The 24,495-nt window shown below is 42.8% G+C and carries 27 protein-coding genes; 25 read left to right on the forward strand and 2 right to left on the reverse strand.

All coding sequences use genetic code 11. The features are described 5' to 3' along the window. The first annotated feature begins 134 nt into the window (after positions 1 to 134). The 15 genes from hemW to OC529_RS10805 all read left to right on the forward strand — a co-directional run bounded on the left by hemW (position 135) and on the right by OC529_RS10805 (position 12,570). Positions 135 to 1,265 (forward strand): radical SAM family heme chaperone HemW, encoded by a 1,131-nt coding sequence (gene hemW / locus OC529_RS10735; RefSeq protein WP_262082153.1) that lies wholly within the window; start codon positions 135 to 137, stop codon positions 1,263 to 1,265. Between the two features lie 4 nt (positions 1,266 to 1,269). Beyond that, complete coding sequence (locus OC529_RS10740; protein ID WP_262082154.1) at positions 1,270 to 2,007, forward strand: acyl-[acyl-carrier-protein] thioesterase; 738 nt, start codon at positions 1,270 to 1,272, stop codon at positions 2,005 to 2,007. Between the two features lie 10 nt (positions 2,008 to 2,017). Next, positions 2,018 to 2,791, forward strand: coding sequence for a TIGR01457 family HAD-type hydrolase (locus OC529_RS10745; RefSeq protein ID WP_262082155.1), 774 nt, complete (start codon positions 2,018 to 2,020; stop codon positions 2,789 to 2,791). Further along, entirely contained in the window at positions 2,781 to 3,398 is a 618-nt protein-coding gene (locus OC529_RS10750) for a TIGR01906 family membrane protein (protein WP_262082156.1), read from the forward strand. The genes OC529_RS10745 and OC529_RS10750 overlap by 11 nt, the downstream gene beginning before the upstream one ends. Before the next feature lie 203 nt (positions 3,399 to 3,601). Then, complete coding sequence (locus OC529_RS10755) at positions 3,602 to 4,003, forward strand: Spx/MgsR family RNA polymerase-binding regulatory protein (protein WP_000631259.1); 402 nt, start codon at positions 3,602 to 3,604, stop codon at positions 4,001 to 4,003. Continuing rightward, positions 4,003 to 4,281 carry a UPF0223 family protein gene (locus OC529_RS10760; RefSeq protein WP_262082157.1) on the forward strand — a complete coding sequence of 93 codons (279 nt, stop codon included), beginning with the start codon at positions 4,003 to 4,005 and terminating at the stop codon, positions 4,279 to 4,281. Before OC529_RS10755 ends, OC529_RS10760 begins: the two co-directional genes overlap by 1 nt. Continuing rightward, a complete protein-coding gene (locus tag OC529_RS10765; protein WP_262082158.1) occupies positions 4,271 to 5,044 on the forward strand; it encodes an inositol monophosphatase family protein in 774 nt (257 codons plus the stop codon). Before OC529_RS10760 ends, OC529_RS10765 begins: the two co-directional genes overlap by 11 nt. Then, on the forward strand, positions 5,045 to 6,349 hold the full coding sequence (locus OC529_RS10770; RefSeq protein ID WP_262082159.1) for an RsmF rRNA methyltransferase first C-terminal domain-containing protein: 1,305 nt from the start codon (positions 5,045 to 5,047) through the stop codon (positions 6,347 to 6,349). It begins immediately after the preceding gene. Between the two features lie 327 nt (positions 6,350 to 6,676). Further along, a complete protein-coding gene (locus OC529_RS10775) occupies positions 6,677 to 7,555 on the forward strand; it encodes a phosphate ABC transporter substrate-binding protein PstS family protein (protein WP_262082160.1) in 879 nt (292 codons plus the stop codon). Beyond that, complete coding sequence (gene pstC / locus OC529_RS10780; protein WP_001070903.1) at positions 7,555 to 8,472, forward strand: phosphate ABC transporter permease subunit PstC; 918 nt, start codon at positions 7,555 to 7,557, stop codon at positions 8,470 to 8,472. The genes OC529_RS10775 and pstC overlap by 1 nt, the downstream gene beginning before the upstream one ends. Continuing rightward, positions 8,462 to 9,346, forward strand: coding sequence for a phosphate ABC transporter permease PstA (gene pstA / locus OC529_RS10785; RefSeq protein WP_000543046.1), 885 nt, complete (start codon positions 8,462 to 8,464; stop codon positions 9,344 to 9,346). The genes pstC and pstA overlap by 11 nt, the downstream gene beginning before the upstream one ends. A gap of 10 nt (positions 9,347 to 9,356) precedes the next feature. Beyond that, positions 9,357 to 10,160, forward strand: a complete 804-nt coding sequence (gene pstB, locus OC529_RS10790; RefSeq protein WP_000049848.1) for a phosphate ABC transporter ATP-binding protein PstB — start codon at positions 9,357 to 9,359, stop codon at positions 10,158 to 10,160. A gap of 12 nt (positions 10,161 to 10,172) precedes the next feature. Further along, complete coding sequence (gene pstB / locus OC529_RS10795) at positions 10,173 to 10,931, forward strand: phosphate ABC transporter ATP-binding protein PstB (RefSeq protein ID WP_000133482.1); 759 nt, start codon at positions 10,173 to 10,175, stop codon at positions 10,929 to 10,931. Between the two features lie 11 nt (positions 10,932 to 10,942). Then, a complete protein-coding gene (gene phoU / locus OC529_RS10800) occupies positions 10,943 to 11,596 on the forward strand; it encodes a phosphate signaling complex protein PhoU (protein ID WP_000946458.1) in 654 nt (217 codons plus the stop codon). A gap of 158 nt (positions 11,597 to 11,754) precedes the next feature. Then, positions 11,755 to 12,570, forward strand: coding sequence for an ABC transporter substrate-binding protein (locus OC529_RS10805; RefSeq protein ID WP_262082161.1), 816 nt, complete (start codon positions 11,755 to 11,757; stop codon positions 12,568 to 12,570). Positions 12,571 to 12,589: 19 nt separating this feature from the next. Here OC529_RS10805 and OC529_RS10810 read toward each other — a convergent pair whose 3' ends face one another. Next, positions 12,590 to 13,861 carry a PLP-dependent aminotransferase family protein gene (locus tag OC529_RS10810; protein ID WP_262082162.1) on the reverse strand — a complete coding sequence of 424 codons (1,272 nt, stop codon included), beginning with the start codon at positions 13,859 to 13,861 and terminating at the stop codon, positions 12,590 to 12,592. A 121-nt stretch (positions 13,862 to 13,982) separates the two neighbouring features. Next, positions 13,983 to 14,174, reverse strand: coding sequence for a hypothetical protein (locus OC529_RS10815; protein ID WP_262082163.1), 192 nt, complete (start codon positions 14,172 to 14,174; stop codon positions 13,983 to 13,985). 24 nt (positions 14,175 to 14,198) lie between these two features. Here OC529_RS10815 and budA point away from each other — a divergent pair, with 24 nt between their 5' ends. The 10 genes from budA to alaS all read left to right on the forward strand — a co-directional run bounded on the left by budA (position 14,199) and on the right by alaS (position 24,454). Then, complete coding sequence (gene budA, locus OC529_RS10820) at positions 14,199 to 14,930, forward strand: acetolactate decarboxylase (protein ID WP_173282644.1); 732 nt, start codon at positions 14,199 to 14,201, stop codon at positions 14,928 to 14,930. A 9-nt stretch (positions 14,931 to 14,939) separates the two neighbouring features. Then, positions 14,940 to 15,692, forward strand: a complete 753-nt coding sequence (locus OC529_RS10825; RefSeq protein ID WP_173282645.1) for a YhfC family intramembrane metalloprotease — start codon at positions 14,940 to 14,942, stop codon at positions 15,690 to 15,692. 113 nt (positions 15,693 to 15,805) lie between these two features. Beyond that, on the forward strand, positions 15,806 to 16,711 hold the full coding sequence (gene murB / locus OC529_RS10830) for a UDP-N-acetylmuramate dehydrogenase (protein ID WP_262082164.1): 906 nt from the start codon (positions 15,806 to 15,808) through the stop codon (positions 16,709 to 16,711). A gap of 159 nt (positions 16,712 to 16,870) precedes the next feature. Continuing rightward, a complete protein-coding gene (locus tag OC529_RS10835) occupies positions 16,871 to 18,028 on the forward strand; it encodes an ABC transporter ATP-binding protein (protein WP_000742895.1) in 1,158 nt (385 codons plus the stop codon). Further along, positions 18,009 to 18,815 carry an ABC transporter permease gene (locus OC529_RS10840; protein WP_000753801.1) on the forward strand — a complete coding sequence of 269 codons (807 nt, stop codon included), beginning with the start codon at positions 18,009 to 18,011 and terminating at the stop codon, positions 18,813 to 18,815. The genes OC529_RS10835 and OC529_RS10840 overlap by 20 nt, the downstream gene beginning before the upstream one ends. Further along, entirely contained in the window at positions 18,812 to 19,585 is a 774-nt protein-coding gene (locus tag OC529_RS10845; protein WP_000712740.1) for an ABC transporter permease, read from the forward strand. Before OC529_RS10840 ends, OC529_RS10845 begins: the two co-directional genes overlap by 4 nt. Continuing rightward, the gene (locus tag OC529_RS10850; RefSeq protein WP_262082165.1) at positions 19,582 to 20,652 is read left to right on the forward strand and encodes an ABC transporter substrate-binding protein; all 1,071 of its coding nucleotides are present in this window, start codon (positions 19,582 to 19,584) and stop codon (positions 20,650 to 20,652) included. Before OC529_RS10845 ends, OC529_RS10850 begins: the two co-directional genes overlap by 4 nt. Before the next feature lie 151 nt (positions 20,653 to 20,803). Then, positions 20,804 to 21,055: a hypothetical protein gene (locus OC529_RS10855; protein ID WP_262082166.1), complete on the forward strand. Its 252-nt coding sequence runs from the start codon at positions 20,804 to 20,806 to the stop codon at positions 21,053 to 21,055. A 274-nt stretch (positions 21,056 to 21,329) separates the two neighbouring features. Next, on the forward strand, positions 21,330 to 21,815 hold the full coding sequence (locus OC529_RS10860; RefSeq protein ID WP_049522288.1) for an LURP-one-related/scramblase family protein: 486 nt from the start codon (positions 21,330 to 21,332) through the stop codon (positions 21,813 to 21,815). Positions 21,816 to 21,835: 20 nt separating this feature from the next. Beyond that, complete coding sequence (alaS, locus tag OC529_RS10865; protein WP_173253363.1) at positions 21,836 to 24,454, forward strand: alanine--tRNA ligase; 2,619 nt, start codon at positions 21,836 to 21,838, stop codon at positions 24,452 to 24,454. The last annotated feature ends 41 nt before the right edge of the window (positions 24,455 to 24,495 follow it).

Consider the following 24,495-nt stretch of genomic DNA (forward strand, 5'->3'; position numbering starts at 1 on the left):
CGAACTAGATTGATTCTGATAGTTGTGTTATCCATAAAATACAAAGAATGATTAGATAAAGAAAGCGAACAATGCTAGGATTTTGTTAAACGGAATTCTAAGTATTGTTCGCTTTTTGTGGTATAATAATTACTATGCAGAAAAAACCAACGTCAGCCTATGTGCACATCCCATTTTGTACCCAGATTTGTTATTATTGTGACTTCTCAAAGGTTTTCATCAAAAATCAGCCGGTAGATAGCTATTTGGAGCATCTGCTGGAAGAGTTTCGTTCTTATGACATTCAAAAGTTACGAACCCTTTACATCGGTGGTGGGACACCGACAGCCTTATCGGCTCCGCAACTGGAGGTATTGCTGAAGGGATTGACTGAAAACTTGGACTTGTCTGTCTTGGAGGAGTTGACCATTGAAGCCAATCCAGGAGACTTGGATGCAGATAAGATAGCGGTTTTGAAAAACTCAGCTGTCAATCGTGTTTCACTAGGTGTGCAAACTTTTGATAACAAAATGTTGAAAAAGATTGGGCGCAGTCATTTGGAGAAGGATATTTATGAAAATATCGACCGTCTAAAACTGGCTGGTTTTGACAATATCTCTATTGATTTGATTTATGCACTGCCTGGTCAGACCATGGAGCAGGTCAAGGAAAATGTGGCTAAGGCCATTGGACTTGATATTCCCCATATGAGTCTGTATAGCTTGATTTTGGAAAATCATACGGTCTTTATGAACCGGATGCGACGAGGGAAATTGCCTCTGCCTAAGGAGGAACTGGAAGCAGAGATGTTTGAGTACATCATCACTGAGCTGGAGAGAGCGGGCTTTGAGCATTATGAGATTTCCAATTTCTCAAAGCCTGGTTTTGAAAGTCGTCACAATCTCATGTACTGGGACAATGCTGAATACTATGGCATCGGTGCTGGGGCATCTGGTTATGTTAATGGAGTGCGCTATAAGAATCATGGTCCGATTCGTCATTATCTGAGTGCAGTTGAGGAAGGCAATGTTCGCATCACAGAAGAGAACCTGAGTCAAAAAGAGCAAATGGAAGAAGAAATGTTCTTGGGACTCCGCAAGAAATCAGGGGTCTCGATGGCGCGATTTGAGGAAAAATTTGGCCGGTCTTTTGATGGACTATATGGCGAAATCGTCAGAGACTTGGTTCAAAAAGGTCTCATGCAAATAGAGGGTGACCGAGTTCGCATGACAAAGAGAGGTCTCTTTTTAGGAGACACCGTAGCAGAACGATTTATTTTGGAGTAGGATCATGGGCTTAACTTATCAAATGAAAATGAAAATTCCTTTTGATATGGCTGATATGAACGGTCATATTAAACTTCCAGATGTGGTTTTGCTATCCCTACAAGTTTCAGGGATGCAGTCTATTGAACTAGGAGTCGGTGATAAGACTATTTTAGAAAACTATAATTTAGTCTGGATCATCTCAGGCTATGATATTGAAGTGATTCGTTTACCTCGTTTTGGAGAAGAAATTACCATCGAAACAGAAGCTTTGAGCTACAATCGACTTTTTTGCTACCGTCGCTTTACCATTTATGATGAAGCGGGGCAGGAGCTCATTCACATGATGGCGACCTTTGTTCTCATGGACCGAGACAGTCGAAAAGTTCATGCTGTTGAACCTGAGATTTTGGCTCCTTACCAGTCTGAGTTTGATAAAAAGCTTATCCGTGGACCAAAGTATGCAAATCTAGAAGAGCCTATCAGCAAGGATTACAATGTTCGTTTTTACGACTTGGATATGAATGGTCATGTTAATAACAGTAAATACCTGGACTGGATTTTTGAAGTTATGGGAGCTGAATTTTTGACCCAATATATTCCCAAGAAAATCAACCTCAAGTATGTCAAGGAAGTTCGACCAGGTGGGGTGATTACATCGGCTGTTGAACGGACTGGACTGGAAAGCAAGCATGAGATTACAAGCGACGGTGTTACCAATGCACAGGCTATTATTACTTGGCAAGAAATGAAGAAGGATTAGGGGGAAATAGATGAAATATAAAGGCTATTTAATTGATCTAGACGGAACGATTTATAAGGGGAAAGATCGAATCCCAGCAGGAGAGGCTTTTGTTCATGAATTGCAAAAGCGGGACCTCCCCTATCTCTTTGTGACCAACAATACAACCCGCACTCCAGAGAGTGTTCAAGAGATGTTGGCTCAGAATTTTAATATAGATACGCCCCTATCGACTGTCTACACAGCAACTTTGGCGACTATCGACTATATGAACGACTTGGGACTGGAAAAGACTGTCTATGTCATCGGAGAAGCAGGTCTCAAGGAAGCCATCAAGGCGGCTGGTTATGTGGAAGACAAGGAAAATCCTGCCTATGTGGTAGTAGGCCTGGACTGGCAAGTTGATTATGAAAAATTTGCGACAGCAACTCTTGCGATTCAAAAGGGTGCTCACTTTATCGGAACCAATCCTGACCTCAACATTCCGACAGAACGCGGTCTTTTGCCAGGTGCTGGTTCACTGATTACGCTGCTTGAAGTAGCAACACGAGTGAAGCCTATTTATATTGGTAAACCAAATGCCATCATTATGGACAAGGCGGTTGAGCACTTAGGCTTGGAACGTAAAGAGTTAATCATGGTCGGGGACAACTATCTGACAGATATCCGAGCAGGGATTGACAATGGCATTCCAACGCTCTTGGTGACGACAGGTTTTACCAAGGCAGAAGAAGTAGCAGACCTGCCAATTGCACCGACTCATGTGGTTTCTAGCCTTGCGGAGTGGGATTTTGATGAAAACTAAACTGATCTTTTGGGGCTCTATGCTCTTTCTCCTCTCTCTTTCTATCCTTCTGACCATTTATTTGGCTTGGATTTTCTATCCTATGGAGATTGAGTGGTTGAATTTAACAAATCGGGTTTATCTAAAACCAGAAACCATTCAATACAATTTTCATATTTTGATGAATTATCTGACCAATCCATTTAGTCAGGTCCTAGAGATGCCAGATTTTCGTTCGTCATCTGCTGGGCTACACCATTTTGCAGTGGTCAAGAACCTCTTTCACCTGGTTCAGCTAGTAGCTCTAGTGACACTGCCAAGTTTTTACGTCTTTGTCAAAGGGATTGTGAAAAAGGGCTTCTTGTCTCTATTTAGTAAAGGGCTTTTGGCTCTAGTGGTTTTGCCTTTACTGATTGGGCTTGGGGGAGTGTTGATTGGTTTTGACCAATTCTTTACCCTTTTCCATCAAATTCTCTTTGTGGGAGATGATACCTGGCTTTTTGACCCAGCCAAGGATCCAGTGATTCTGATTTTGCCAGAGACCTTCTTCCTTCATGCCTTCCTCCTCTTTTTCGCCCTCTATGAGACCTTCTTTGCCTATCTTTATCTGAAAAGTTGTAGGAAGTGAAAGATGTTTTTAATTTGTATATATAAAATTGCATATCATTTGAAACCATCGTTAAGAGTGAATTAAGCAAATCCAATTGTGTCCATCGTTCGCGAACAGTCTATTTTTCTTGAAAAATAGGCTTTTTTTCTAAAAATCCCTAGTCAAGCGCTTTATTTTTTTGTATAATAGAAGTAGCAAAGTATAGATAAGAAGAGAAAAGCATGATTACACTATTTCTATCACCGAGCTGTACATCATGTCGTAAGGCTAAGGCCTGGTTAGAGAAACATAAGGTACCTTTTGTGGAACACAATATTATGACCAGTCCTTTAACAAGAAAAGAATTGCAACATATCCTTTCCTTGACCGAAAATGGTACTGATGACATCATTTCAACTCGTTCAAAAATTTTTCAAAAATTGAATATTGATGTAGAGAGTATTTCAGTATCGGAATTGCTTCATTTGATTGAGCAGTATCCTAGTCTTTTGCGTCGCCCAATTATTATCGATGCCAAACGCATGCAGATCGGTTTTAATGAAGATGAGATTCGTGCTTTTCTCCCTCGTAGTTACCGTAAGCAAGAACTAAAAGAAGCAAGAATGAGAGCTGGTATTAGTTAATGAACAAACAGTATAGTTACCCACTAGATTTGTCGTGGAGCACTGAAGAACTTGCTTCAGTGCTTTCTTTTTTTAATGATGTTGAAGCTGCCTATGAAGGCAAGGTAGAGGCTCAAAAGTTACTGGACTCCTATAAGGGGTTCAAGGAGGTCGTGCCAAGCAAGAGTGAAGAGAAGCGTTTGGGACGAGAATTTGAAACGGTCAGTGGCTATTCGCTTTACCGAGCGGTTCAGGTGGCTAAGGAAAAAGGGGAAGGAAAGATTTCTCTTGGAAAGTAAATTTGAATTTGCCAAAGAGCTTGTTAAGAAAGCAGGCCAGTACATCCTTGACCATATGCAGGAAGACTTGTGTGTTGAGACCAAGTCCTCTCCGACAGACTTGGTGACTAGACTGGACAAGGAAGTTCAGGAACTCTTGGTTAGTGAGATTTTGTCCCGTTATCCTGAGGATAAGATTTGTGCTGAAGAGGGCTGTTTGCGTGCTTCGGTTCAAGAGGGCAAGGTTTGGGTTATTGATCCGATTGATGGTACCAATAATTTTGTAGCCCAGCAGGAAGATTTTGCTGTTATGATGGCTTATTTTGAAAATGGTCAGGGACAGTTTGGTCTGATTTATGATGTGGTCAAAGGGGATTGTTACCACGGTGGTGGGGAATTTCCAGTTTGTCTAAATGATAGGCCCCTAGCTCCCTTTAAAGCCAAACCCCTTGGAGATTTTCTCATTGCGGGAAATAGTGGCATGCTGGAAACCAACGAATGGGGGCTGGCTGATTTGAGTCGAGCGGTCCTCGGTGTTCGTGTCTATGGGAGTGCGGCCATTAGTTTTGCCAAGATTTTATCAGGGCGTTTGTTGACCTATGTCACCTATCTGCAACCATGGGATTATGCTGCGGCTAGTATTTTAGGGGAAAGTCTGGGCTATGAGGTTGTGACTCTTTCTGGTGAAGCTCCTGATTTTCAAACCAGACAGGCGGTCATGATGGTGCCTCTTGAGATGCAGGAGGAAATTCAGTCCTATATTTACGAAAGGAAAAGAACTTAAATGCAATTTCCAGAAGGATTTGTTGAAAAATATGAAGAGATACTAGGAGATGAGGCAAGAGATTTTCTTGCCTCTTTTGAGGAGGAAGCGGTTTCGGCCTTTCGGGTCAATCCCTTAAAAGAAGAGCAACTTTCCTTTTCTGATGCCATTCCTCAAACCCCTTGGGGACATTATGGGAAGGTTTCAGGGAAATCGCCTGAGCATGCTACTGGTTTGGTTTATTCTCAAGAACCCGCTGCTCAGATGGTTGCTCAGGTAGCCCAGCCCAGTCCTGGTATGAAGGTTTTGGACTTGGCTGCTGCACCGGGAGGTAAATCCACTCAATTAGCAGCCTATCTAGCAGGGGAGGGGCTCCTTGTTTCCAATGAAATTTCAAGCAAACGGGCTAAGATTTTAGTAGAAAACATGGAGCGCTTTGGAGCGACAAATGTCGTGGTGACCAATGAATCTGCTGACCGTTTGTCCAAGGTCTTTAAAGGCTATTTTGACCTCATTGTCCTAGATGCCCCTTGCTCAGGGGAAGGGATGTTCCGTAAGCAACCAGATGCTATGGACTATTGGAGTCTCGATTATCCGAGTCAATGTGCTAGCTTGCAAAGAGAAATTCTGGAGGATGCGGTGAACATGTTAGCTGAAGGTGGTCGTTTGGTTTATTCAACCTGTACCTGGGCACCTGAGGAAAACGAAGAGATTGTCAATTGGTTGCTGGAAGAGTATGATTTTGACTTGTTGCCAGTAGAGCATATCAATGGAATGGTAGCTGGTATTGACCTGCCAGAAACGGCTAGGATGTATCCTCATCAGTTTAAGGGAGAGGGGCAGTTTGTAGCTCATCTACAGTTTAAAGGTGAAAATACAGCCCCTAAATGTAAGGCAAGTAAGAGCAACCTCAGCCGTGAGCAAGTTGCCTTGTGGCAGGAATTTGCCCAAAAACATTTGAAGGTCAATCTAAGGGGAATCTTGCAGACTTTTGGTGACCAACTCTATCTCCTGCCAGAACTTTTGCCAGATTTAGGGAAACTCAAGATTGCTCGCAATGGACTGCATCTAGGGACCTTTAAGAAGAAACGCTTTGAGCCTAGTTTTGCTCTTGGTCTAGCCTTGAAACCGAGTCAGGTCAAGCAGTCGGTTGAAATTGACCAAGAAGAGTTTGTAAAGTATGTGGCTGGAGAAACTGTTCAGCTGGCAGAAAGTCTGCCAAATGGTTGGTATCAAGTTTTGGTTCAAGGCAATGGGTTGGGCTTTGCTAAGGTGACTGGAAATGTTTTGAAAAATTATTTTCCAAAAGGCCTTAGATTCAAGTGAAAATGCTAGTCAAAGTAGCTTGTCTATGTTATAGTGGAAGTATGGATTTTTTTCAAATTGTCTTTCATTTTAAGTCAAAATTGGTGGGAAAGGTAACTAAGCAAATTTCTAGTTAAACCAAGCTAATACTCTTCGAAAATCAAATTCAAACCGCGTCAACGTCGCCTTGCCGTACTCAAGTACAGCCTGCGGCTAGTTTCCTAGTTTGCTCTTTGATTTTCATTGAGTATAAGAATTTTAGTTGGCTCCCAATTTTAAAAAATAAAAACATAAATAAATAGTTGAAAAAATTCACAGCATTCACCATTATTTTCAAGGAGAAAAACAGTGAAAAAACGGAAAAAACTCGCTCTATCCCTTGCAGCTATCTTGCTAGCAAGTTCTTTGGCGGGATGTGCTAGCTGGATTGATCGTGGAGAATCCATGACAGCTGTTGGCTCAACGGCTCTTCAGCCCTTGGTCGAAGCAGCAGCAGATGAATTTGGCTCTATGCACGTTGGAAAAACAGTCAACGTCCAAGGTGGAGGATCTGGTACAGGTCTGTCTCAGGTTCAGTCTGGAGCCGTTGATGTAGGAAATTCAGACGTATTTGCCGAGGAAAAAGACGGTATCAACGCATCCGCTCTAGTGGACCATAAGGTTGCTGTAGCAGGCTTGGCAGTGATTGTAAATAAGGAAGTTGACGTTGAAAATCTAACAACTGAACAACTCCGTAGCATCTTCACAGGTCAAGTGACCAACTGGAAAGAAGTCGGTGGGAAGGACCTAGCTATTTCCATTATCAACCGTGCGGCAAGTTCTGGTTCACGTGCAACCTTTGATAGTGTTGTCATGGATGGCCAATCTGCCGTGCAGAGTCAAGAACAGGATTCAAATGGGATGGTCAAAAACATTGTTTCCCAGACACCAGGAGCCATTTCTTACCTAGCCTTTGCCTATGTGGATGACTCTGTCAAACGCATGAAATTGAACGGCTATGAGCCGATTGCAGAAAATGTTACAAGCAATAACTGGCCTTTGTGGTCTTATGAACACATGTACACCTTAGGTCAGCCAGACGAATTGGTGGCAGAATTTCTTAACTTTGTCCTCTCAGATGAAGCGCAAAGTGGAATCGTTAAGGGAATGGGCTATATTTCTGTCAAGGAAATGAAGGTTGAAAAAGATGCTGTCGGAACGGTGACAGCGCTAGAAGGGAGTCAATAATGAATCAAGAAGAATTAGCTAAAAAATTACTTTCTCCCTCAAAGAACTCTCGTTTAGAGAAACTAGGAAAAGGTTTGACCTTTGCCTGTCTGTCTTTGATTGTCATCATTGTGGCAATGATTTTGATTTTCGTAGCCCAAAAAGGCTTGTCGACCTTCTTTGTCAATGGAGTTAATATCTTTGATTTCCTATTTGGTCAAACTTGGAATCCTTCAGGTAAACAATTTGGTGCCCTTCCTATGATTTTGGGTTCCTTTATTGTCACAATCCTGTCAGCACTTATCGCAACTCCTTTTGCCATTGGAGCAGCTGTCTTTATGACCGAAGTCTCACCAAAAGGTGCTAGAATCTTGCAACCAGCCATTGAATTGCTGGTCGGTATCCCTTCCGTTGTGTATGGATTTATCGGTTTGCAGGTCGTAGTTCCTTTTGTTCGCAGTGTCTTTGGTGGAACTGGTTTTGGGATTTTGTCAGGGATTTTCGTTCTCTTTGTCATGATTTTACCGACGGTAACCTTTATGACAACGGATAGTTTGCGTGCGGTGCCTCGTCACTACCGTGAAGCTAGTTTGGCTATGGGGGCCACTCGTTGGCAAACCATCTGGCGCGTGACCTTGAAGGCAGCGCGTTCAGGGATTTTCACAGCAGTGGTCTTTGGGATGGCGCGTGCCTTTGGTGAGGCCTTGGCCATTCAGATGGTAGTCGGAAACTCAGCAGTTGTCCCAACTTCATTGACAACACCTGCTGCGACCTTGACCTCTGTGTTGACCATGGGTATCGGAAATACCGTTATGGGAACAGTTGACAATAACGTTCTCTGGTCACTGGCCTTAGTCTTACTCTTGATGAGTTTGGCCTTCAACAGTGTGATTAAATTGATTACGAAAGAAAGAGGAAAGAAAAACTATGCACGCTAAGAAATTAGATAAAATTGCAACAGCTGTCCTCTACTCGATTGCAGGGATTATCGTTGCCATCTTGGCATCCTTGATTCTCTATATCTTGGTTCGTGGTTTGCCTCACATCTCTTGGTCTTTCTTGACTGGCAAATCATCTTCTTACCAAGCAGGTGGAGGGATTGGAATTCAGCTTTATAATTCCTTCTTCCTTTTGGTCATTACCTTGATTATCTCTGTGCCTTTGTCTATGGGAGCTGGGATTTTCCTAGCTGAATATGCCAAGAAAGGTCCTGTGACCAATTTTGTCAGAACCTGTATTGAAATCTTATCTTCACTGCCATCAGTGGTTGTAGGTCTCTTTGGTTATTTGATCTTTGTAGTTCAGTTTGAGTATGGATTTTCAATAATCTCAGGTGCCTTGGCCTTGACGGTCTTTAACCTGCCTCAGATGACGCGTAATGTTGAGGACAGTTTGAAACACGTTCACCATACGCAGCGTGAAGCTGGTCTGGCCCTTGGGATTTCTCGTTGGGAGACTGTGGTCCATGTGGTCATTCCAGAAGCCCTACCAGGTATTGTGACTGGAGTCGTCTTGGCCTCTGGTCGTATATTTGGTGAGGCTGCGGCTCTTATCTATACAGCAGGACAATCCGCTCCAGCCCTTGACTGGTCTAACTGGAATATTCTCAGTGTGACTAGCCCAATCTCTATCTTCCGTCAAGCAGAAACCTTGGCTGTCCACATCTGGAAGGTCAATAGTGAAGGAACCATTCCAGATGGAACTATCGTATCAGCAGGTTCTGCGGCCGTGCTCCTCATCTTTATCCTCATTTTTAACTTTGGAGCCCGTAAACTCGGAAGCTACTTACACAAGAAATTAACCGCTGCCTAAAGGAGAAGCCATGTCAAAATATAATTGGGATGAAAAGCATATCATCACCTTTCCTGAAGAGAAAGTGGCCCTCTCTACTAAGGATTTACATGTTTACTACGGTAAAAATGAATCTATTAAGGGCATCGATATGCAATTTGAAAAAAATAAAATCACGGCCTTAATTGGCCCTTCTGGTTCAGGGAAATCAACCTACCTCCGCAGTCTCAACCGTATGAATGATACCATTGATATTGCCAAGGTCACAGGTCAAATCCTCTATCAAGGGATTGATGTCAACCGCCCAGAAATCAACGTTTATGAGATGCGCAAGCACATTGGAATGGTCTTCCAACGCCCAAATCCCTTTGCCAAGTCTATCTACCGCAATATCACTTTTGCTCATGAACGTGCAGGGGTTAAGGACAAGCAAGTCTTGGATGAAATTGTGGAAACTTCTCTCCGTCAAGCTGCCCTTTGGGATCAGGTCAAAGACGATTTGCACAAGTCAGCCTTGACCTTATCAGGTGGTCAGCAGCAACGTCTTTGTATCGCTCGTGCTATTTCTGTTAAACCAGATATTCTCTTGATGGATGAGCCAGCGTCTGCCTTGGATCCGATTGCGACAGCCCAGCTGGAAGAAACCATGTTGGAATTAAAGAAGGACTTTACCATCATTATCGTGACCCACAGTATGCAACAGGCTGCGCGTGCTAGTGATTACACAGGATTTTTCTACTTGGGTGACTTGATTGAGTATGATAAGACGTCTAATATTTTCCAAAATGCCAAACTACAGTCAACCAATGACTACGTAACAGGACACTTTGGATAGAAAGGAAACAGTATGACAGAAGCGATTTTACAGGTGTCAGACCTGTCCGTTTACTACAATCAAAAAAAGGCCTTGAATAGTGTTTCCCTATCTTTCCAACCTAAGGAAATTACAGCCTTGATTGGTCCATCTGGATCAGGAAAGTCAACTCTTCTTAAGGCTATCAACCGTATGGGGGATCTCAATCCAGAGGTGACTACAACTGGTTCGGTGGTTTACAACGGCCACAACATTTACAGTCCACGTACAGATACAGTTGAATTGCGGAAGGAAATCGGTATGGTTTTCCAACAACCAAATCCCTTCCCTATGTCTATCTACGAAAATGTTGTTTACGGGCTTCGTATCAATGGAGTGAAGGATAAGCAGATTCTGGATGAAGCGGTAGAAAAAGCCTTGCAACGAGCTTCTATCTGGGATGAGGTCAAGGACCGCCTGCATGATTCAGCTATCGGGCTTTCAGGTGGACAACAACAACGTGTCTGCGTTGCCCGTGTCTTGGCAACCAGTCCTAAAATCATTCTCTTGGATGAACCGACTTCAGCCTTGGACCCTATCTCGGCTGGTAAGATTGAGGAAACCTTATATGGCCTAAAAGATAAATACACCATGCTCTTGGTTACGCGTTCCATGCAACAAGCCTCTCGTATCTCTGACAAGACAGGATTTTTCCTTGATGGAGATTTAATCGAGTTTAACGATACCAAGAAGATGTTCCTCAACCCACAACACAAGGAAACAGAAGATTATATTTCAGGAAAATTTGGATAAGGAGATAAATGATGTTACGTTCTCAATTTGAAGAAGATTTGGAGAAATTGCACAACCAGTTTTATGCTATGGGACAAGAAGTGCTATCCCAAATCAATCGGACAGTGCGTGCCTTTGTTACGCACGACCGTGATTTGGCCAAAGAAGTCATCGAAGACGATGCAGAAGTAAACGAATACGAGGTGAAATTGGAGAAGAAATCATTTGAAATGATTGCCCTCCAACAACCCGTTTCTCAGGACTTGCGTACTGTTTTGACAGTCTTGAAGGCTGTATCGGACTTGGAACGTATGGGTGACCATGCCGTTTCCATTGCCAAAGCGGCAATTCGTATGAAAGGGGAGCAACGCATCCCAGCTGTTGAAGAAGAAATCAAGAGAATGGGTCGCGATGTCAAGAACTTCGTCGAAGCAGCCCTTGAACTCTATCTGAATGGTTCAGTGGATCAGGCCTATGAAGTAGCAGCCATGGACGAAAAAATCAACCATTACTTTGATAGCATTCGTGATTTGGCTACAGAAGAAATCAAGAAAAATCCAGATGCCATCGTTACAGGTCGTGATTATTTCCAAGTGATTGCCTTCTTGGAACGCATTGGAGACTATGCCAAAAATATCTGTGAATGGGTTGTTTACTTTGAAACAGGTAAGATTGTCGAACTATAAAACAGGTTCATCCTGTATAAAAAGGAGCTTGAAGTCAACAGATAGCTCCTTTTATTGAATGAAAAAAATATTTTTAAGATAAAAATTCAAAAAAGTGCTTGACAAGTAGCTTGAATAGCGTTATAATTATACAAAATCAACAGAGAGGTTGTTTATTTATGAAATCAAAAAAATGGATATTTGTTTTATGTAGTTTTCTTGCAAGTTTCTTCTTAGTAGCTTGCCAGTCGGGTTCTAATGGTTCTCAGTCAGCTGTTGAGGCCATTAAGCAAAAGGGGAAATTAGTTGTGGCGACTAGTCCTGACTATGCACCTTTTGAATTCCAATCCTTAGTTGACGGGAAAAATCAGGTTGTCGGTGCGGATATTGACATGGCACAAGCTATCGCTGATGAACTTGGGGTTAAGTTGGAAATCTCAAGCATGAGTTTTGACAATGTTTTGACCAGTCTTCAAACTGGGAAGGCTGACCTAGCGGTTGCAGGAATTAGCGCTACTGATGAGAGAAAAGAAGTCTTTGATTTTTCAATCCCTTACTATGAAAACAAGATTAGTTTCTTGGTTCGTAAGGCTGATGTAGAAAAATACAAGGATGTAACTAGCCTAGAAAGTGCTAATATTGCAGCCCAAAAAGGGACTGTTCCAGAATCTATGGTCAAGGAACAATTGCCAAAAGCGCAATTAACCTCCCTAACCAATATGGGTGAAGCTGTTAATGAATTACAGGCTGGAAAAGTAGATGCTGTTCACATGGATGAGCCTGTTGCCCTTAGCTATGCTGCTAAAAACGCGGACCTAGCTGTCGCAACTGTCAGCTTGAAGATGAAAGACGGCGAAGCCAATGCAGTTGCCCTTAGAAAAAATAGTGCTGATTTGAAAGAAGTGGTGGACAAGGTCATCCAAAAACTCAAGGATGATGGTACCTACCAAAAATATCTTGAAAAAGCAGCAAGCCTAACAGAAGTTGAACAATAAGAAAAAGCAGAGTTGGAAGTTATTCCAATTCTGCTTTTAAATAGTCTAAAACATTTTTTAGATTGTCTAAGGACACCTTGGCAAATTGATAAGGACAGGCACCCAAGTAAGCCTCTTCAAAGAAGTCCAAGCCTAGTTGACTGTGTTTGAGACTGGCGATTTTAGGGTACTGTCTGAGATCAAGCAATAAACCATCATGTAGAGAGAAATGAGGAAGGGGGCAAGGAGTGTTAGCTAATCTTTCCTCGAGTTGTTTTTGGTAAGCTTCCTGATTGGACAAGCGAGCTAGCCGATTTTTTTCAAACAATTGACTGTCGATATAGAGTGACAGGGCCTTTTGCATGATGAGGTTGCTGTCGTAATCTAGGATATTTTTGTAGGCCACAAAGGCTTCTTTGATAGCATTTGGCAGAATGAGTGCTGTTATCCGCAGGGCTGGAAAGAGGCTGGTTGAGAAGGACTTGATATAAATGACGCGCTCCTCTGTATCCAGATAGTGGAAGGTCTGGCCCTTCTTGGAGTCCAAATCACCCAGATAGTCGTCCTCTACGATATAGACTCCATACTTGGCAGCTAAGTCAAGAATAGCTCGTTTGTCCTGCTCTGAGTAGGAATGGCCTAGGGGATAGTGAAATCGAGGAATGGTATAGAAAAACTTAATTTTTCCTGTTTTGAAATGGCGCTCCAGTTCCTCCAAGTCAATCCCATCAATGCCTCGTTCAATCGTTTGATAGTCCAGACCCTGAGCAATCAAGAGTCGATTCATCCGATGATAGGTCGGCTGCTCCACCAAGATTTCCTTAGCTAGGCTAGGAAAGGATATTTGAGAAAGGATAAAAAGGGCTTGTTGGGTTCCAGAAGTCAGTACCAGTTGATCAGCTTTGCAGTAGAGGGCTTGTTCAAAGAGGAGTTTATGAATGGATTGTCTTAAGTCTTCTAATCCTTCTTGGTTGTCATAGTAGTTGAAGAGGTAGTTTTCCCGTCCAATCAAGGTTTCATTGATACAGAGTCGGAAATCGTCATAGGCGCTGGCATGTTCATCGGTAACCTCGATTTCAAGGTCTTGATGTTGCCCTTGTTCTAATACATAGTAACCACTCTGGGGCTTGGCATAGAGGTATTGTTCGTGCCGTAATTCCAGCAGGGCGCGTTGAATGGTGTCCTTGCTGCAGTGAAAGTCAAGGCTCAGTTGACGGATAGAAGGCAGGCGACTTCCCGTTGGAAAACGTCCAGACTCGATACCGTTTTTCAGATAGGAAACAACCTCTTGGTACTTGCTTTGTTTCTTCATTCCATACCTCCTTGATTTTGTTACATTGTACCTTTTTTTTTCCTTCTTGGCAATGTATAGAGTGTTTCTCTCGTTCACATCTAGGGGCAAATGTGGTATACTTAGGAGTAAGATTTATAGACTAATACTCTTCGAAAATCTCTTCAAACCACGTCAGCTTCGCCTTGCCGTAGATATGGTTACTGACTTCGTCAGTTCTATCCACAACCTCAAAACAGTGTTTTGAGCTGACTTCGTCAGTTATATCTACAACCTCAAAGCAGTGCTTTGAGTAACCTGCGGCTCGCTTCCTAGTTTGGTCTTTGATTTTCATTGAGTATAACAGACAAGAAAGTGAATGGATAAGAACGTGCAGGAACCAGTGAAATTATTTCAATACAATACCCTTGGAGCCTTGATGGCTGGCCTTTATGGTGGTACTATGACAGTAGGAGAATTGCTAGAGCATGGTGACCTTGGTTTGGGAACCTTGGATTCTATTGATGGAGAATTGATTGTCTTAGATGGCAAGGCCTATCAGGCCAAAGGCTCAGGAGAACAACCAGAAATTGTAGAAGTGTCACCAGATGCCCTTATTCCTTACGCAGCAGTGGTACCACACCAGGCAGAGGTCATTTTCCGTCAGCGCTTTGAGATGACGGACAAGGAGTTGGAAGAACGAATTGAGTCTTATTATGATGGGGAAAATCTTTTCCGCTCTATCAAGATTCGGGGGGAATTTTCGCATATGCATGTGCGTATGATTCCTAAGTCAACACCAGATACCAAGTTTGCTGAGGTCGCAACCCATCAACCTGAATATAGTTGTGATAATGTGGCGGGAACCATCGTTGGTTTCTGGACGCCAGAGATTTTTCATGGTGTCAGTGTGGCAGGCTATCATCTACACTTCATCTCAGATGACTTGACCTTCGGTGGGCATGTTATGGACTTTGTCATCAAGGAAGGCATTATCGAGGTAGGAGCAGTTGACCAGTTGGACCAACGTTTCCCAGTCCAAGACCGTCAATACTTGTTTGCTAAGTTCAATGTTGACGAGATGAAAAAAGATATTGAAAAGGCGGAATAGGAGAAGAAAATGACCATTCATATTATCATTACCATGGTGCTGTTGCTAGCTTTTCTGTTTGGGAGCATTTGGTATGCCAAAAAGAAATACCAGATCAATCTAGCTGTTTTGGGCTTGGGGGCTGTTGCCTTCTTTGTCTCTTCACAGATTTTGGAAAAACTGGTGCATATCTTGGTTTTGCATCCTCAAAAAGACGGTAGTATTGCCCTCTTGCAGGATCATCCGCTTGTCTATATCATTTATGGTCTAGCCATGGCAGCATTTTTTGAGGAAACAGCTCGCCTTATTTTTTTCAAATGGTTGGAGAAAAAGAGAAGTTTGGAAAAGGCAGATGCCTTGGCCTATGGCTTGGGGCATGGTGGCTTGGAGTTGATTTTCCTAGGCCTTACTAGTTTGATCAATCTCTACATCGTTCTTTCGGCAGTTCAAACGCAAAATCCACAGATTATGCAATTACTGTCTGAAAATATGTTGAAAACCATCCAGTCGCTATCAATCTGGCAGATTTATTTGCTTGGTTTTGAGCGAATCTTGGCGCTAGGTTTCCAATTACTTTTGACAGTTTGGGTTTACCAAGCTATTCGCCAGAAGAAATGGATTTATCTCCTAGCAGCCTATGGCCTACATGCCTTCTTTGATCTGGCACCATCTCTAGTCCAAGTTGGCTGGTTGACAAATCCAGCCTTGGTTGAAGTGGTCCTAGCACTTGAACTTGTTCTGGTTGCCTATGGAACAAAGGCAATCTTTTGCAAAAAATCATAAGAAAAGGGGGAAACCTCTTTTTCTTATGCAAAAACCAAACGAGATTTTTTTAGGGTCGTCAAATGGTCTTAAAAATGGTATAATGGAATGAATTTTGTAAAAGGAAGAGTGACATGTCTGTAAGAGAAAAAATGCTTGAAATCTTAGAAGGAATTGATATCCGTTTTAAGGAAGCCTTGCATAGCTATAGTTATACAAAAGTAGGTGGAGAGGCCGATTATTTGGTCTTTCCACGAAATCGTTTTGAGTTGGCGCGCGTTGTCAAATTTGCCAATCAAGAAAATATCCCTTGGATGGTTCTTGGAAATGCTAGCAACATCATTGTTCGTGATGGTGGGATTCGTGGATTTGTTATCTTGTGTGACAAGCTCAACAACATTTCCGTTGATGGCTATACCATCGAAGCTGAAGCTGGTGCTAACTTGATTGAAACAACTCGCATTGCCCTTCGTCATAGTTTGACTGGCTTTGAGTTTGCTTGTGGCATTCCAGGGAGCGTCGGTGGTGCTGTCTTTATGAATGCAGGTGCCTATGGTGGTGAGATTGCCCACATCTTACAGTCTTGTAAGATTTTGACTAAGGACGGAGAAATCGAGACCCTGTCTGTCAAGGACTTGGCTTTTGGTTACCGCCACTCAGCCATTCAGGAGTCTGGTGCGGTTGTCTTATCAGCTAAATTTGCCCTAGCCCCAGGAAGTCATCAGGTTATCAAGCAGGAAATGGACCGCTTGACGCACCTACGTGAACTCAAGCAACCTTTGGAATATCCATCTTGTGGTTCGGTATTTAAGCGTCCTGTTGGGCATTTTGCAGGTCAATTAATTTCAGAAGCTGGCTTGAAAGGCTATCGTATTGGTGGAGTAGAAGTCTCAGAAAAACACGCAGGTTTCATGATTAACGTTGCTGATGGAACGGCTAAAGACTACGAGGACTTGATTGAGTCTGTGATTGAAAAAGTCAAGGAACACTCTGGCGTTACTCTTGAGAGAGAAGTCCGTATTTTAGGTGAAAGCAAGTAAGAAGCTGTATTTGAAAAGCTGCTGCTATATCATGGAAAGGGGGTGAAAGCCTATCGTTAGTGCAGAAGAATGTAGGCAGTTTAATCTCCTACACGAGGTAGTGGCGGCCTGACAGAGCCCTGATCTGTTAATCTATGAAAAAGAAGGAATAAATGACAATTGAAAAAACCAATTATTGAATTCAAAAACGTCTCAAAAGTTTTTGAAGACAGCAACACCAAGGTTCTCAAAGATATCAACTTTGAGTTGGAAGAAGGGAAATTCTATACCCTTCTAGGCGCGTCTGGTTCAGGGAAATCAACTATCCTTAACATCATTGCAGGTTTACTGGATGCGACGACAGGAGATATTTTACTGGACGGTGTCCGCATCAATGACATCCCAACCAACAAGCGAGACGTCCATACTGTCTTCCAATCCTATGCCTTGTTTCCACATATGAATGTGTTTGAAAATGTTGCCTTTCCACTCCGCTTGCGTAAAATTGATAAGAAAGAAATCGAGAAACGCGTAGCGGAAGTTCTCAAGATGGTTCAGTTGGAAGGGTATGAAAAACGTTCCATTCGCAAACTTTCTGGAGGACAACGTCAGCGTGTGGCTATTGCCCGTGCCATCATCAACCAACCCCGTGTGGTCTTGTTGGACGAGCCTTTGTCAGCGTTGGACTTGAAATTAAGAACAGATATGCAGTACGAACTGCGTGAACTGCAACAACGATTGGGAATTACCTTTGTCTTTGTTACCCACGATCAGGAAGAAGCCCTTGCCATGAGTGACTGGATTTTCGTTATGAATGATGGAGAGATTGTCCAGTCTGGAACTCCTGTGGACATCTACGATGAGCCAATTAACCATTTTGTTGCCACCTTTATCGGCGAGTCAAACATCTTGCCAGGTACCATGATTGAGGACTACTTGGTTGAGTTTAACGGCAAACGCTTCGAAGCGGTTGATGGGGGGATGAAGCCAAATGAACCTGTTGAGGTTGTTATTCGTCCAGAGGATTTGCGGATTACCCTTCCTGAAGAAGGCAAGCTCCAAGTTAAGGTCGATACCCAGCTCTTCCGTGGGGTTCACTATGAGATTATTGCCTATGACGAACTTGGAAATGAATGGATGATCCACTCGACTCGCAAGGCCATTGTGGGTGAGGAAATCGGTCTGGACTTTGAACCAGAAGACATCCATATCATGCGTCTCAATGAAACCGAAGAAGAGTTCGATGCCCGTATCGAAGAATACGTGGAAATCGAAGAGCAAGAAGCAGGTTTGATCAATGCAATCGAGGAGGAAAGAGATGAAGAAAACAAGCTCTAAACTCTTTGTAGTGCCCTACATGCTTTGGATTGCACTCTTTGTCCTGGCACCCTTGGTATTGATTTTCGGCCAATCCTTTTTCAACATCGAAGGCCAGTTTAGCTTAGAAAACTATAAATCCTACTTTGCGTCACAAAACTTGACCTACCTAAAAATGAGTTTCAACTCTGTACTCTATGCAGGAATTGTGACCTTTGTGACCTTGCTTATCAGCTATCCAACAGCCCTCTTTTTGACCCGTCTCAAGCACCGTCAACTCTGGCTTATGCTGATTATCCTGCCTACATGGATCAATTTGCTCCTTAAAGCCTATGCCTTTATTGGGATTTTTGGTCAAAATGGCTCTATTAACCAATTTTTGGAATTCATCGGAATTGGTTCACAGCAGTTGCTCTTTACCGATTTCTCCTTTATCTTTGTCGCAAGCTACATCGAGCTTCCCTTTATGATTTTGCCGATTTTTAATGTCTTGGACGATATGGATAACAATCTCATCAATGCCAGCTATGACCTCGGTGCGACCAAGTGGGAGACCTTCCGTCATGTCATCTTCCCTCTATCGATGAACGGTGTAAGAAGTGGGGTTCAGTCGGTCTTTATCCCCAGCTTGAGTCTCTTCATGCTGACACGTTTGATTGGTGGGAACCGTGTTATCACCTTGGGGACAGCCATTGAGCAGAATTTCCTAACCAATGACAACTACGGTATGGGTTCAACCATCGGTGTGATTCTCATCTTGACCATGTTCATCACCATGTGGGTGACCAAGGAAAGGAGAGAACGATGAAAAAATTTGCCAACCTTTATCTGGGACTGGTCTTTCTTGTCCTCTACCTGCCGATTTTTTACCTGATTGGGTATGCCTTTAACGCAGGCAATGACATGAATAGCTTTACAGGCTTTAGCCTGAGCCATTTTAAAACTATGTTTGGGGATGGTCGTCTCATGTTGATTGTGACTCAGACCTTTTTCTTGGCCTTTCTGTCAGCCTTGATTGCGACCATTATCGGGACTTTTGGAGCTATTTATATCTACCAGTCTCGTAAGAAATACCAAGAAGCCTTTCTATCACTCAATAATATCCTCATGGTTGCGCCTGACGTTATGATTGGTGCCAGCTTCTTGATTCTCTTTACCCAACTTAAGTTTTCACTCGGCTTTTTGACCGTTCTATCTAGTCACGTGGCCTTCTCCATTCCTATCGTGGTCTTGATGGTCTTGCCTCGACTCAAGGAAATGAACGGCGACATGATTCATGCGGCCTATGACCTTGGTGCCAGTCAATTTCAGATGTTCAAGGAAATCATGCTTCCTTACCTGACTCCGTCTATCATTGCAGGTTATTTCATGGCCTTCACCTATTCGCTAGATGACTTTGCTGTGACCTTCTTTGTAACGGGAAATGGCTTTTCAACCTTGTCCGTCGAGATTTACTCTCGTGCTCGCAAGGGGATTTCGCTAGAAATCAATGCCCTGTCTGCCCTTGTCTTTCTCTTTAGTATTATCCTAGTTGTTGGATATTACTTTATCTCACGTGAGAAGGAGGAGCAAGCATGAAAAAACTCTATTCATTTTTAGCAGGAATTGTAGCCATTATCCTGGTCTTGTGGGGAATTGCGACGCATTTAGATAGTAAAATCAATAGCCGAGATAGTCAAAAACTGGTTATCTACAACTGGGGGGACTATATCGATCCAGAACTCTTGACTCAGTTTACAGAAGAAACAGGAATCCAAGTCCAGTACGAGACCTTTGACTCCAACGAAGCCATGTATACCAAGATTAAGCAGGGTGGAACGACCTACGATATTGCCATCCCTAGTGAATATATGATTAACAAGATGAAGGACGAAAACCTCTTGGTACCGCTTGACTATTCAAAACTTGAAGGTCTTGAAAATATCGGACCAGAGTTTCTCAACCAGTCCTTTGACCCAGGCAATAAATTCTCCATTCCTTACTTCTGGGGAACCTTGGGAATTGTTTACAATGAAACCATGGTCGATGAGGCGCCTGAGCATTGGGATGATCTCTGGAAGCCAGAGTATAAGAACTCTATCATGCTCTTTGATGGGGCGCGTGAGGTGCTGGGACTGGGGCTTAACTCGCTGGGCTACAGCCTCAACTCCAAGGATCCCCAGCAGTTAGAAGAGACAGTTGATAAGCTCTACAAATTGACTCCAAATATCAAGGCTATTGTGGCGGATGAGATGAAGGGCTATATGATTCAGAACAACGCTGCAATCGGCGTGACCTTCTCTGGTGAAGCCAGCCAAATGCTGGAGAAAAATGAAAATCTACGCTATGTGGTACCGACTGAAGCCAGCAACCTTTGGTTTGACAATATGGTCATTCCCAAAACAGTCAAAAACCAAGATGCAGCCTATGCCTTTATCAACTTTATGTTGAAACCCGAAAATGCTCTCAAAAATGCAGAGTATGTCGGATATTCAACACCAAACCTACCAGCCAAGGAACTACTCCCAGAGGAGAAAAAAGAAGACAAGGCCTTCTATCCAGATGCTGAAACCATGAAACACCTAGAAGTTTATGAGAAATTTGACCATAAATGGACAGGCAAATATAGCGACCTCTTCCTACAATTTAAAATGTATCGGAAGTAGAAATAGAATGTACGAAAACGAATCAGTTAAGCTGGTTCGTTTTTTAAAAAATAAAAGGCAATTTTGTAACGGTATCTTTTTCTATGATAGTTGCTTATTTGCTTGCCTAGTAGTATACTAAGCTTAACCTTACAGAAAGCGGTAACAAATAATGAAAATATCTACTTTTTTCAAAAAATTTTTTTGGCCAGCCCTTTTGACTGCTCAGCAAACTGTTATACTATTCTCTCTAAAGGATGGTTTGGATCGACAATACCTAACAACTGATTCCATACATTTGGTGATAGGGTTCTTTATATTTGCAAATATTTTCGTAGCTATCTTTAACAATTCAAAACTTTGGGATAAAAGTTGGGATAAAAAGAAAAATGGCAGTAAGAAAAAGTATATTCTGAAAAAGTAATCTGAGATGTAGGGAATGGGTTATTTAAATAGGAATCATTTCCAGTTGACGCAAACTTAAAAAAACGTTATAATAAGAAAGTTGAGAATTGATTTTCAGTTGTCTTAGTCCAGAGAAATGGCGGTGCTGCGAGCCATCTAAGCTAGGAAGTCATGCTACTCAATTTAACAATTGCATAAGAACAAGAGAATGACAAGTTCATTGAATGAAGGTGGTACCGCGGTTTTTCGCCCTTCGTGATATGAGCTTGTCTTTTGATTTTTTGGAGGTGTTGATGAAAACATTTCTTGTCAAACAAAAGTTTCGTCTTGGAGGCGAACGCTTCGCTATCAAGGATGACAGGGGAGAAATCGCCTATCAGGTAGAGGGATCATTTTTTAAGATTCCCAAAACTTTTACCATCTATGATGCTAATGGTGAACAAGTCAGTCAGATCAGTAAAGAAATCTTGACCTTGCTACCTCGTTTTGAGATTCAGCTTCGGGATGGCTCGAGTTTTGTCATTCGTAAGAAGTTGACCTTCTGGCGAGATAAGTATGAGTTTGATAATCTGGGTCTTCGTATCGAGGGCAATATCTGGGATTTGAATTTCAAATTGCTGGATGATCGCGATCAGCTGATTGCGGAAATCAAGAAGGAACTCTTCCATCTGACCTCTACCTATACCGTAACGGTTCTTGAGGATGCTTATGCAGACCTAGTCATTTCTCTCTGTGTCGCGATTGACTATGTGGAAATGCTGGAAAGCCAATCACATTAAACAAGTAATAAGGAGACAATATGAAACAACTATCTAGTGCACAAGTCCGCCAAATGTGGCTTGATTTCTGGGCGACCAAAGGACACTCTGTAGAACCATCAGTGAGTTTGGTTCCTGTAAATGACCCAACACTTTTGTGGATCAACTCTGGGGTAGCAACCCTTAAGAAATACTTTGATGGGACTATCATCCCTGAAAATCCACGTATTACCAATGCCCAAAAAGCGATTCGTACCAACGACATCGAAAACGTAGGGAAGACAGCACGTCACCATACTATGTTTGAAATGTTGGGGAACTTCTCTATCGGGGATTACTTCCGTGACGAAGCTATCACTTGGGCTTATGAGCTTTTGACAAGCCCTGAGTGGTTTGACTTCCCAGCTGAAAAACTTTACATGACTTACTATCCAGATGATAAAGATTCTTACAACCGCTGGATTGAGGTAGGAGTGGACCCAAGTCACTTGATTCCGATTGAGGACAACTTCTGGGAAATCGGTGCAGGACCTTCTGGACCTGATACAGAGATTTTCTTTGACCGTGGAGAAGCATTTGACCCAGAAAATATCGGTCTTCGTTTGCTTGCAGAAGATATTGAAAACGACCGTTATATCGAAATCTGGAACATCGTTTTGTCACAATTTAACGCAGACCCTGCTGTTCCTCGTAGCGAATACAAGGAATTGCCACACAAGAACATTGATACGGGCGCTGGTTTGGAGCGTTTGGTGGCCGTTATCCAAGGGGCTAAGACCAACTTTGAAACAGACCTCTTCATGCCAATCATTCGTGAAGTAGAGAAATTGTCTGGTAAGGTCTATGACCAAGATGGCGACAACATGAGCTTCAAGGTCATCGCAGACCACATCCGTTCACTTTCATTTGCTATCGGTGATGGTGCCCTTCCAGGAAATGAAGGCCGTGGTTATGTCCTTCGTCGTCTCCTTCGCCGTGCTTCTATGCATGGTCAAAAATTGGGAATCAACGAGCCTTTCCTTTACAAACTCGTTCCAACTGTTGGAAAAATCATGGAAAGCTACTACCCAGAAGTGCTTGAAAAACGTGACTTTATTGAGAAAATCGTTAAGAGCGAAGAAGAATCATTTGCGCGTACTCTTCACTCAGGTCAACACTTTGCCCAAGGCATTGTAGCAGACTTGAAAGAAAAAGGTCAATCTGTTATCGCTGGTTCAGATGTATTCAAACTCTATGATACTTATGGATTCCCAGTTGAATTAACTGAAGAAATCGCTGAAGAAGCTGGCATGACTGTAGACCGTGAAGGTTTTGAAGCAGCCATGAAAGAACAGCAAGAACGTGCGCGTGCGTCAGCTGTTAAGGGTGGTTCAATGGGGATGCAAAATGAAACCCTTCAAAACATCACTGTAGAAAGTGTCTTCAACTACAATGCTAGCCAATTGCCTTCTAAGTTGGTGGCTATCGTGGCTGACAATGCAGAAGTAGAAGCTGTAGCAGAAGGAACTGCATCACTGATCTTTGCAGAAACACCATTCTATGCTGAAATGGGTGGACAAGTAGCTGACCACGGACAAATCTTGGATGAGTCAGGTAAGGTCGTAGCTACTGTGACCAATGTTCAAAAAGCTCCAAACGGACAAGCTCTTCATACAGTTGAAGTTCTTGCACCACTTGCTTTGAACCAAGAATATACCTTGGCAATTGATACAAATCGTCGTCACCGTGTTATGAAAAACCACACTGCGACTCACTTGCTTCATGCTGCCCTTCATAATATCCTTGGAAATCACGCAACACAAGCAGGATCTCTTAACGAAGTCGAATTCCTTCGCTTTGACTTTACCCACTTCCAAGCAGTGACTGCTGAAGAATTGCGTGCGATTGAACAGCAAGTCAACGAAAAAATCTGGGAAGCTCTTGAAGTCAAGACAGTTGAAACAGATATTGACACTGCCAAGGAAATGGGAGCTATGGCCCTCTTTGGTGAGAAATACGGCAAGGAAGTCCGTGTTGTTACTATCGGTGACTACTCTATCGAGCTTTGTGGTGGTACCCACGTTGGTAACACTTCTGAAATTGGTCTTTTCAAGATTGTCAAAGAAGAAGGTATCGGTTCAGGAACTCGCCGTATCTTGGCAGTGACTGGTAAGGAAGCCTTTGAAGCCTACCGTGAACAAGAGGACGCTCTTAAAGCTGTCGCAGCAACTCTTAAAGCACCACAAGTCAAGGAAGTACCTCACAAGGTAGAAGGACTTCAAGAACAACTTCGTCAATTGCAAAAAGAAAATGCTGAGTTGAAAGAAAAAGCCGCAGCCGCAGCCGCAGGAGACATCTTCAAGGATGTTAAGGAAGTCAATGGTCACCGTTACATTGCTAGCCAAGTTTCTGTATCAGATGCAGGTGCCCTTCGTACTTTTGCAGATAACTGGAAACAAAAAGACTACTCTGATCTTCTTGTCCTAGTTGCCGCTATCGGTGACAAAGTCAATGTCCTTGTAGCAAGCAAGACAAAAGACCTTCATGCAGGAAACCTTGTCAAAGAATTGGCACCAATCGTCGATGGACGTGGTGGTGGTAAACCAGACATGGCCATGGCAGGAGGAAGCAACCAAGCTAAGATCCAAGAATTGTTGGATGAAGTAGCAGGTAAATTGTAATCAAGTAATACTCTTCGAAAATCTCTTCAAACAATGTCAGC

Source organism: Streptococcus sp. Marseille-Q5855 (assembly GCF_946901985.1).
Taxonomy (GTDB): Bacteria; Bacillota; Bacilli; order Lactobacillales; family Streptococcaceae; genus Streptococcus.

What these genes read in the sequence shown, in the direction of transcription:
- alaS (WP_173253363.1), top strand. Translation starts at nt 21,836, where the DNA reads ATGAAACAACTATCTAGTGCACAAGTCCGCCAAATGTGGCTTGATTTC.
- OC529_RS10805 (WP_262082161.1), top strand. Translation starts at nt 11,755, where the DNA reads ATGAAATCAAAAAAATGGATATTTGTTTTATGTAGTTTTCTTGCAAGT.
- pstA (WP_000543046.1), top strand. Translation starts at nt 8,462, where the DNA reads ATGCACGCTAAGAAATTAGATAAAATTGCAACAGCTGTCCTCTACTCG.
- pstB (WP_000049848.1), top strand. Translation starts at nt 9,357, where the DNA reads ATGTCAAAATATAATTGGGATGAAAAGCATATCATCACCTTTCCTGAA.
- hemW (WP_262082153.1), top strand. Translation starts at nt 135, where the DNA reads ATGCAGAAAAAACCAACGTCAGCCTATGTGCACATCCCATTTTGTACC.
- budA (WP_173282644.1), top strand. Translation starts at nt 14,199, where the DNA reads ATGGATAAGAACGTGCAGGAACCAGTGAAATTATTTCAATACAATACC.
- pstB (WP_000133482.1), top strand. Translation starts at nt 10,173, where the DNA reads ATGACAGAAGCGATTTTACAGGTGTCAGACCTGTCCGTTTACTACAAT.
- OC529_RS10760 (WP_262082157.1), top strand. Translation starts at nt 4,003, where the DNA reads ATGAACAAACAGTATAGTTACCCACTAGATTTGTCGTGGAGCACTGAA.
- OC529_RS10810 (WP_262082162.1), bottom strand. Translation starts at nt 13,861, where the DNA reads ATGAAGAAACAAAGCAAGTACCAAGAGGTTGTTTCCTATCTGAAAAAC.
- OC529_RS10815 (WP_262082163.1), bottom strand. Translation starts at nt 14,174, where the DNA reads ATGAAAATCAAAGACCAAACTAGGAAGCGAGCCGCAGGTTACTCAAAG.
- OC529_RS10825 (WP_173282645.1), top strand. Translation starts at nt 14,940, where the DNA reads ATGACCATTCATATTATCATTACCATGGTGCTGTTGCTAGCTTTTCTG.
- pstC (WP_001070903.1), top strand. Translation starts at nt 7,555, where the DNA reads ATGAATCAAGAAGAATTAGCTAAAAAATTACTTTCTCCCTCAAAGAAC.
- OC529_RS10855 (WP_262082166.1), top strand. Translation starts at nt 20,804, where the DNA reads ATGAAAATATCTACTTTTTTCAAAAAATTTTTTTGGCCAGCCCTTTTG.
- OC529_RS10850 (WP_262082165.1), top strand. Translation starts at nt 19,582, where the DNA reads ATGAAAAAACTCTATTCATTTTTAGCAGGAATTGTAGCCATTATCCTG.
- phoU (WP_000946458.1), top strand. Translation starts at nt 10,943, where the DNA reads ATGTTACGTTCTCAATTTGAAGAAGATTTGGAGAAATTGCACAACCAG.
- OC529_RS10740 (WP_262082154.1), top strand. Translation starts at nt 1,270, where the DNA reads ATGGGCTTAACTTATCAAATGAAAATGAAAATTCCTTTTGATATGGCT.
- OC529_RS10860 (WP_049522288.1), top strand. Translation starts at nt 21,330, where the DNA reads ATGAAAACATTTCTTGTCAAACAAAAGTTTCGTCTTGGAGGCGAACGC.
- OC529_RS10840 (WP_000753801.1), top strand. Translation starts at nt 18,009, where the DNA reads ATGAAGAAAACAAGCTCTAAACTCTTTGTAGTGCCCTACATGCTTTGG.
- murB (WP_262082164.1), top strand. Translation starts at nt 15,806, where the DNA reads ATGTCTGTAAGAGAAAAAATGCTTGAAATCTTAGAAGGAATTGATATC.
- OC529_RS10770 (WP_262082159.1), top strand. Translation starts at nt 5,045, where the DNA reads ATGCAATTTCCAGAAGGATTTGTTGAAAAATATGAAGAGATACTAGGA.
- OC529_RS10750 (WP_262082156.1), top strand. Translation starts at nt 2,781, where the DNA reads ATGAAAACTAAACTGATCTTTTGGGGCTCTATGCTCTTTCTCCTCTCT.
- OC529_RS10745 (WP_262082155.1), top strand. Translation starts at nt 2,018, where the DNA reads ATGAAATATAAAGGCTATTTAATTGATCTAGACGGAACGATTTATAAG.
- OC529_RS10845 (WP_000712740.1), top strand. Translation starts at nt 18,812, where the DNA reads ATGAAAAAATTTGCCAACCTTTATCTGGGACTGGTCTTTCTTGTCCTC.
- OC529_RS10755 (WP_000631259.1), top strand. Translation starts at nt 3,602, where the DNA reads ATGATTACACTATTTCTATCACCGAGCTGTACATCATGTCGTAAGGCT.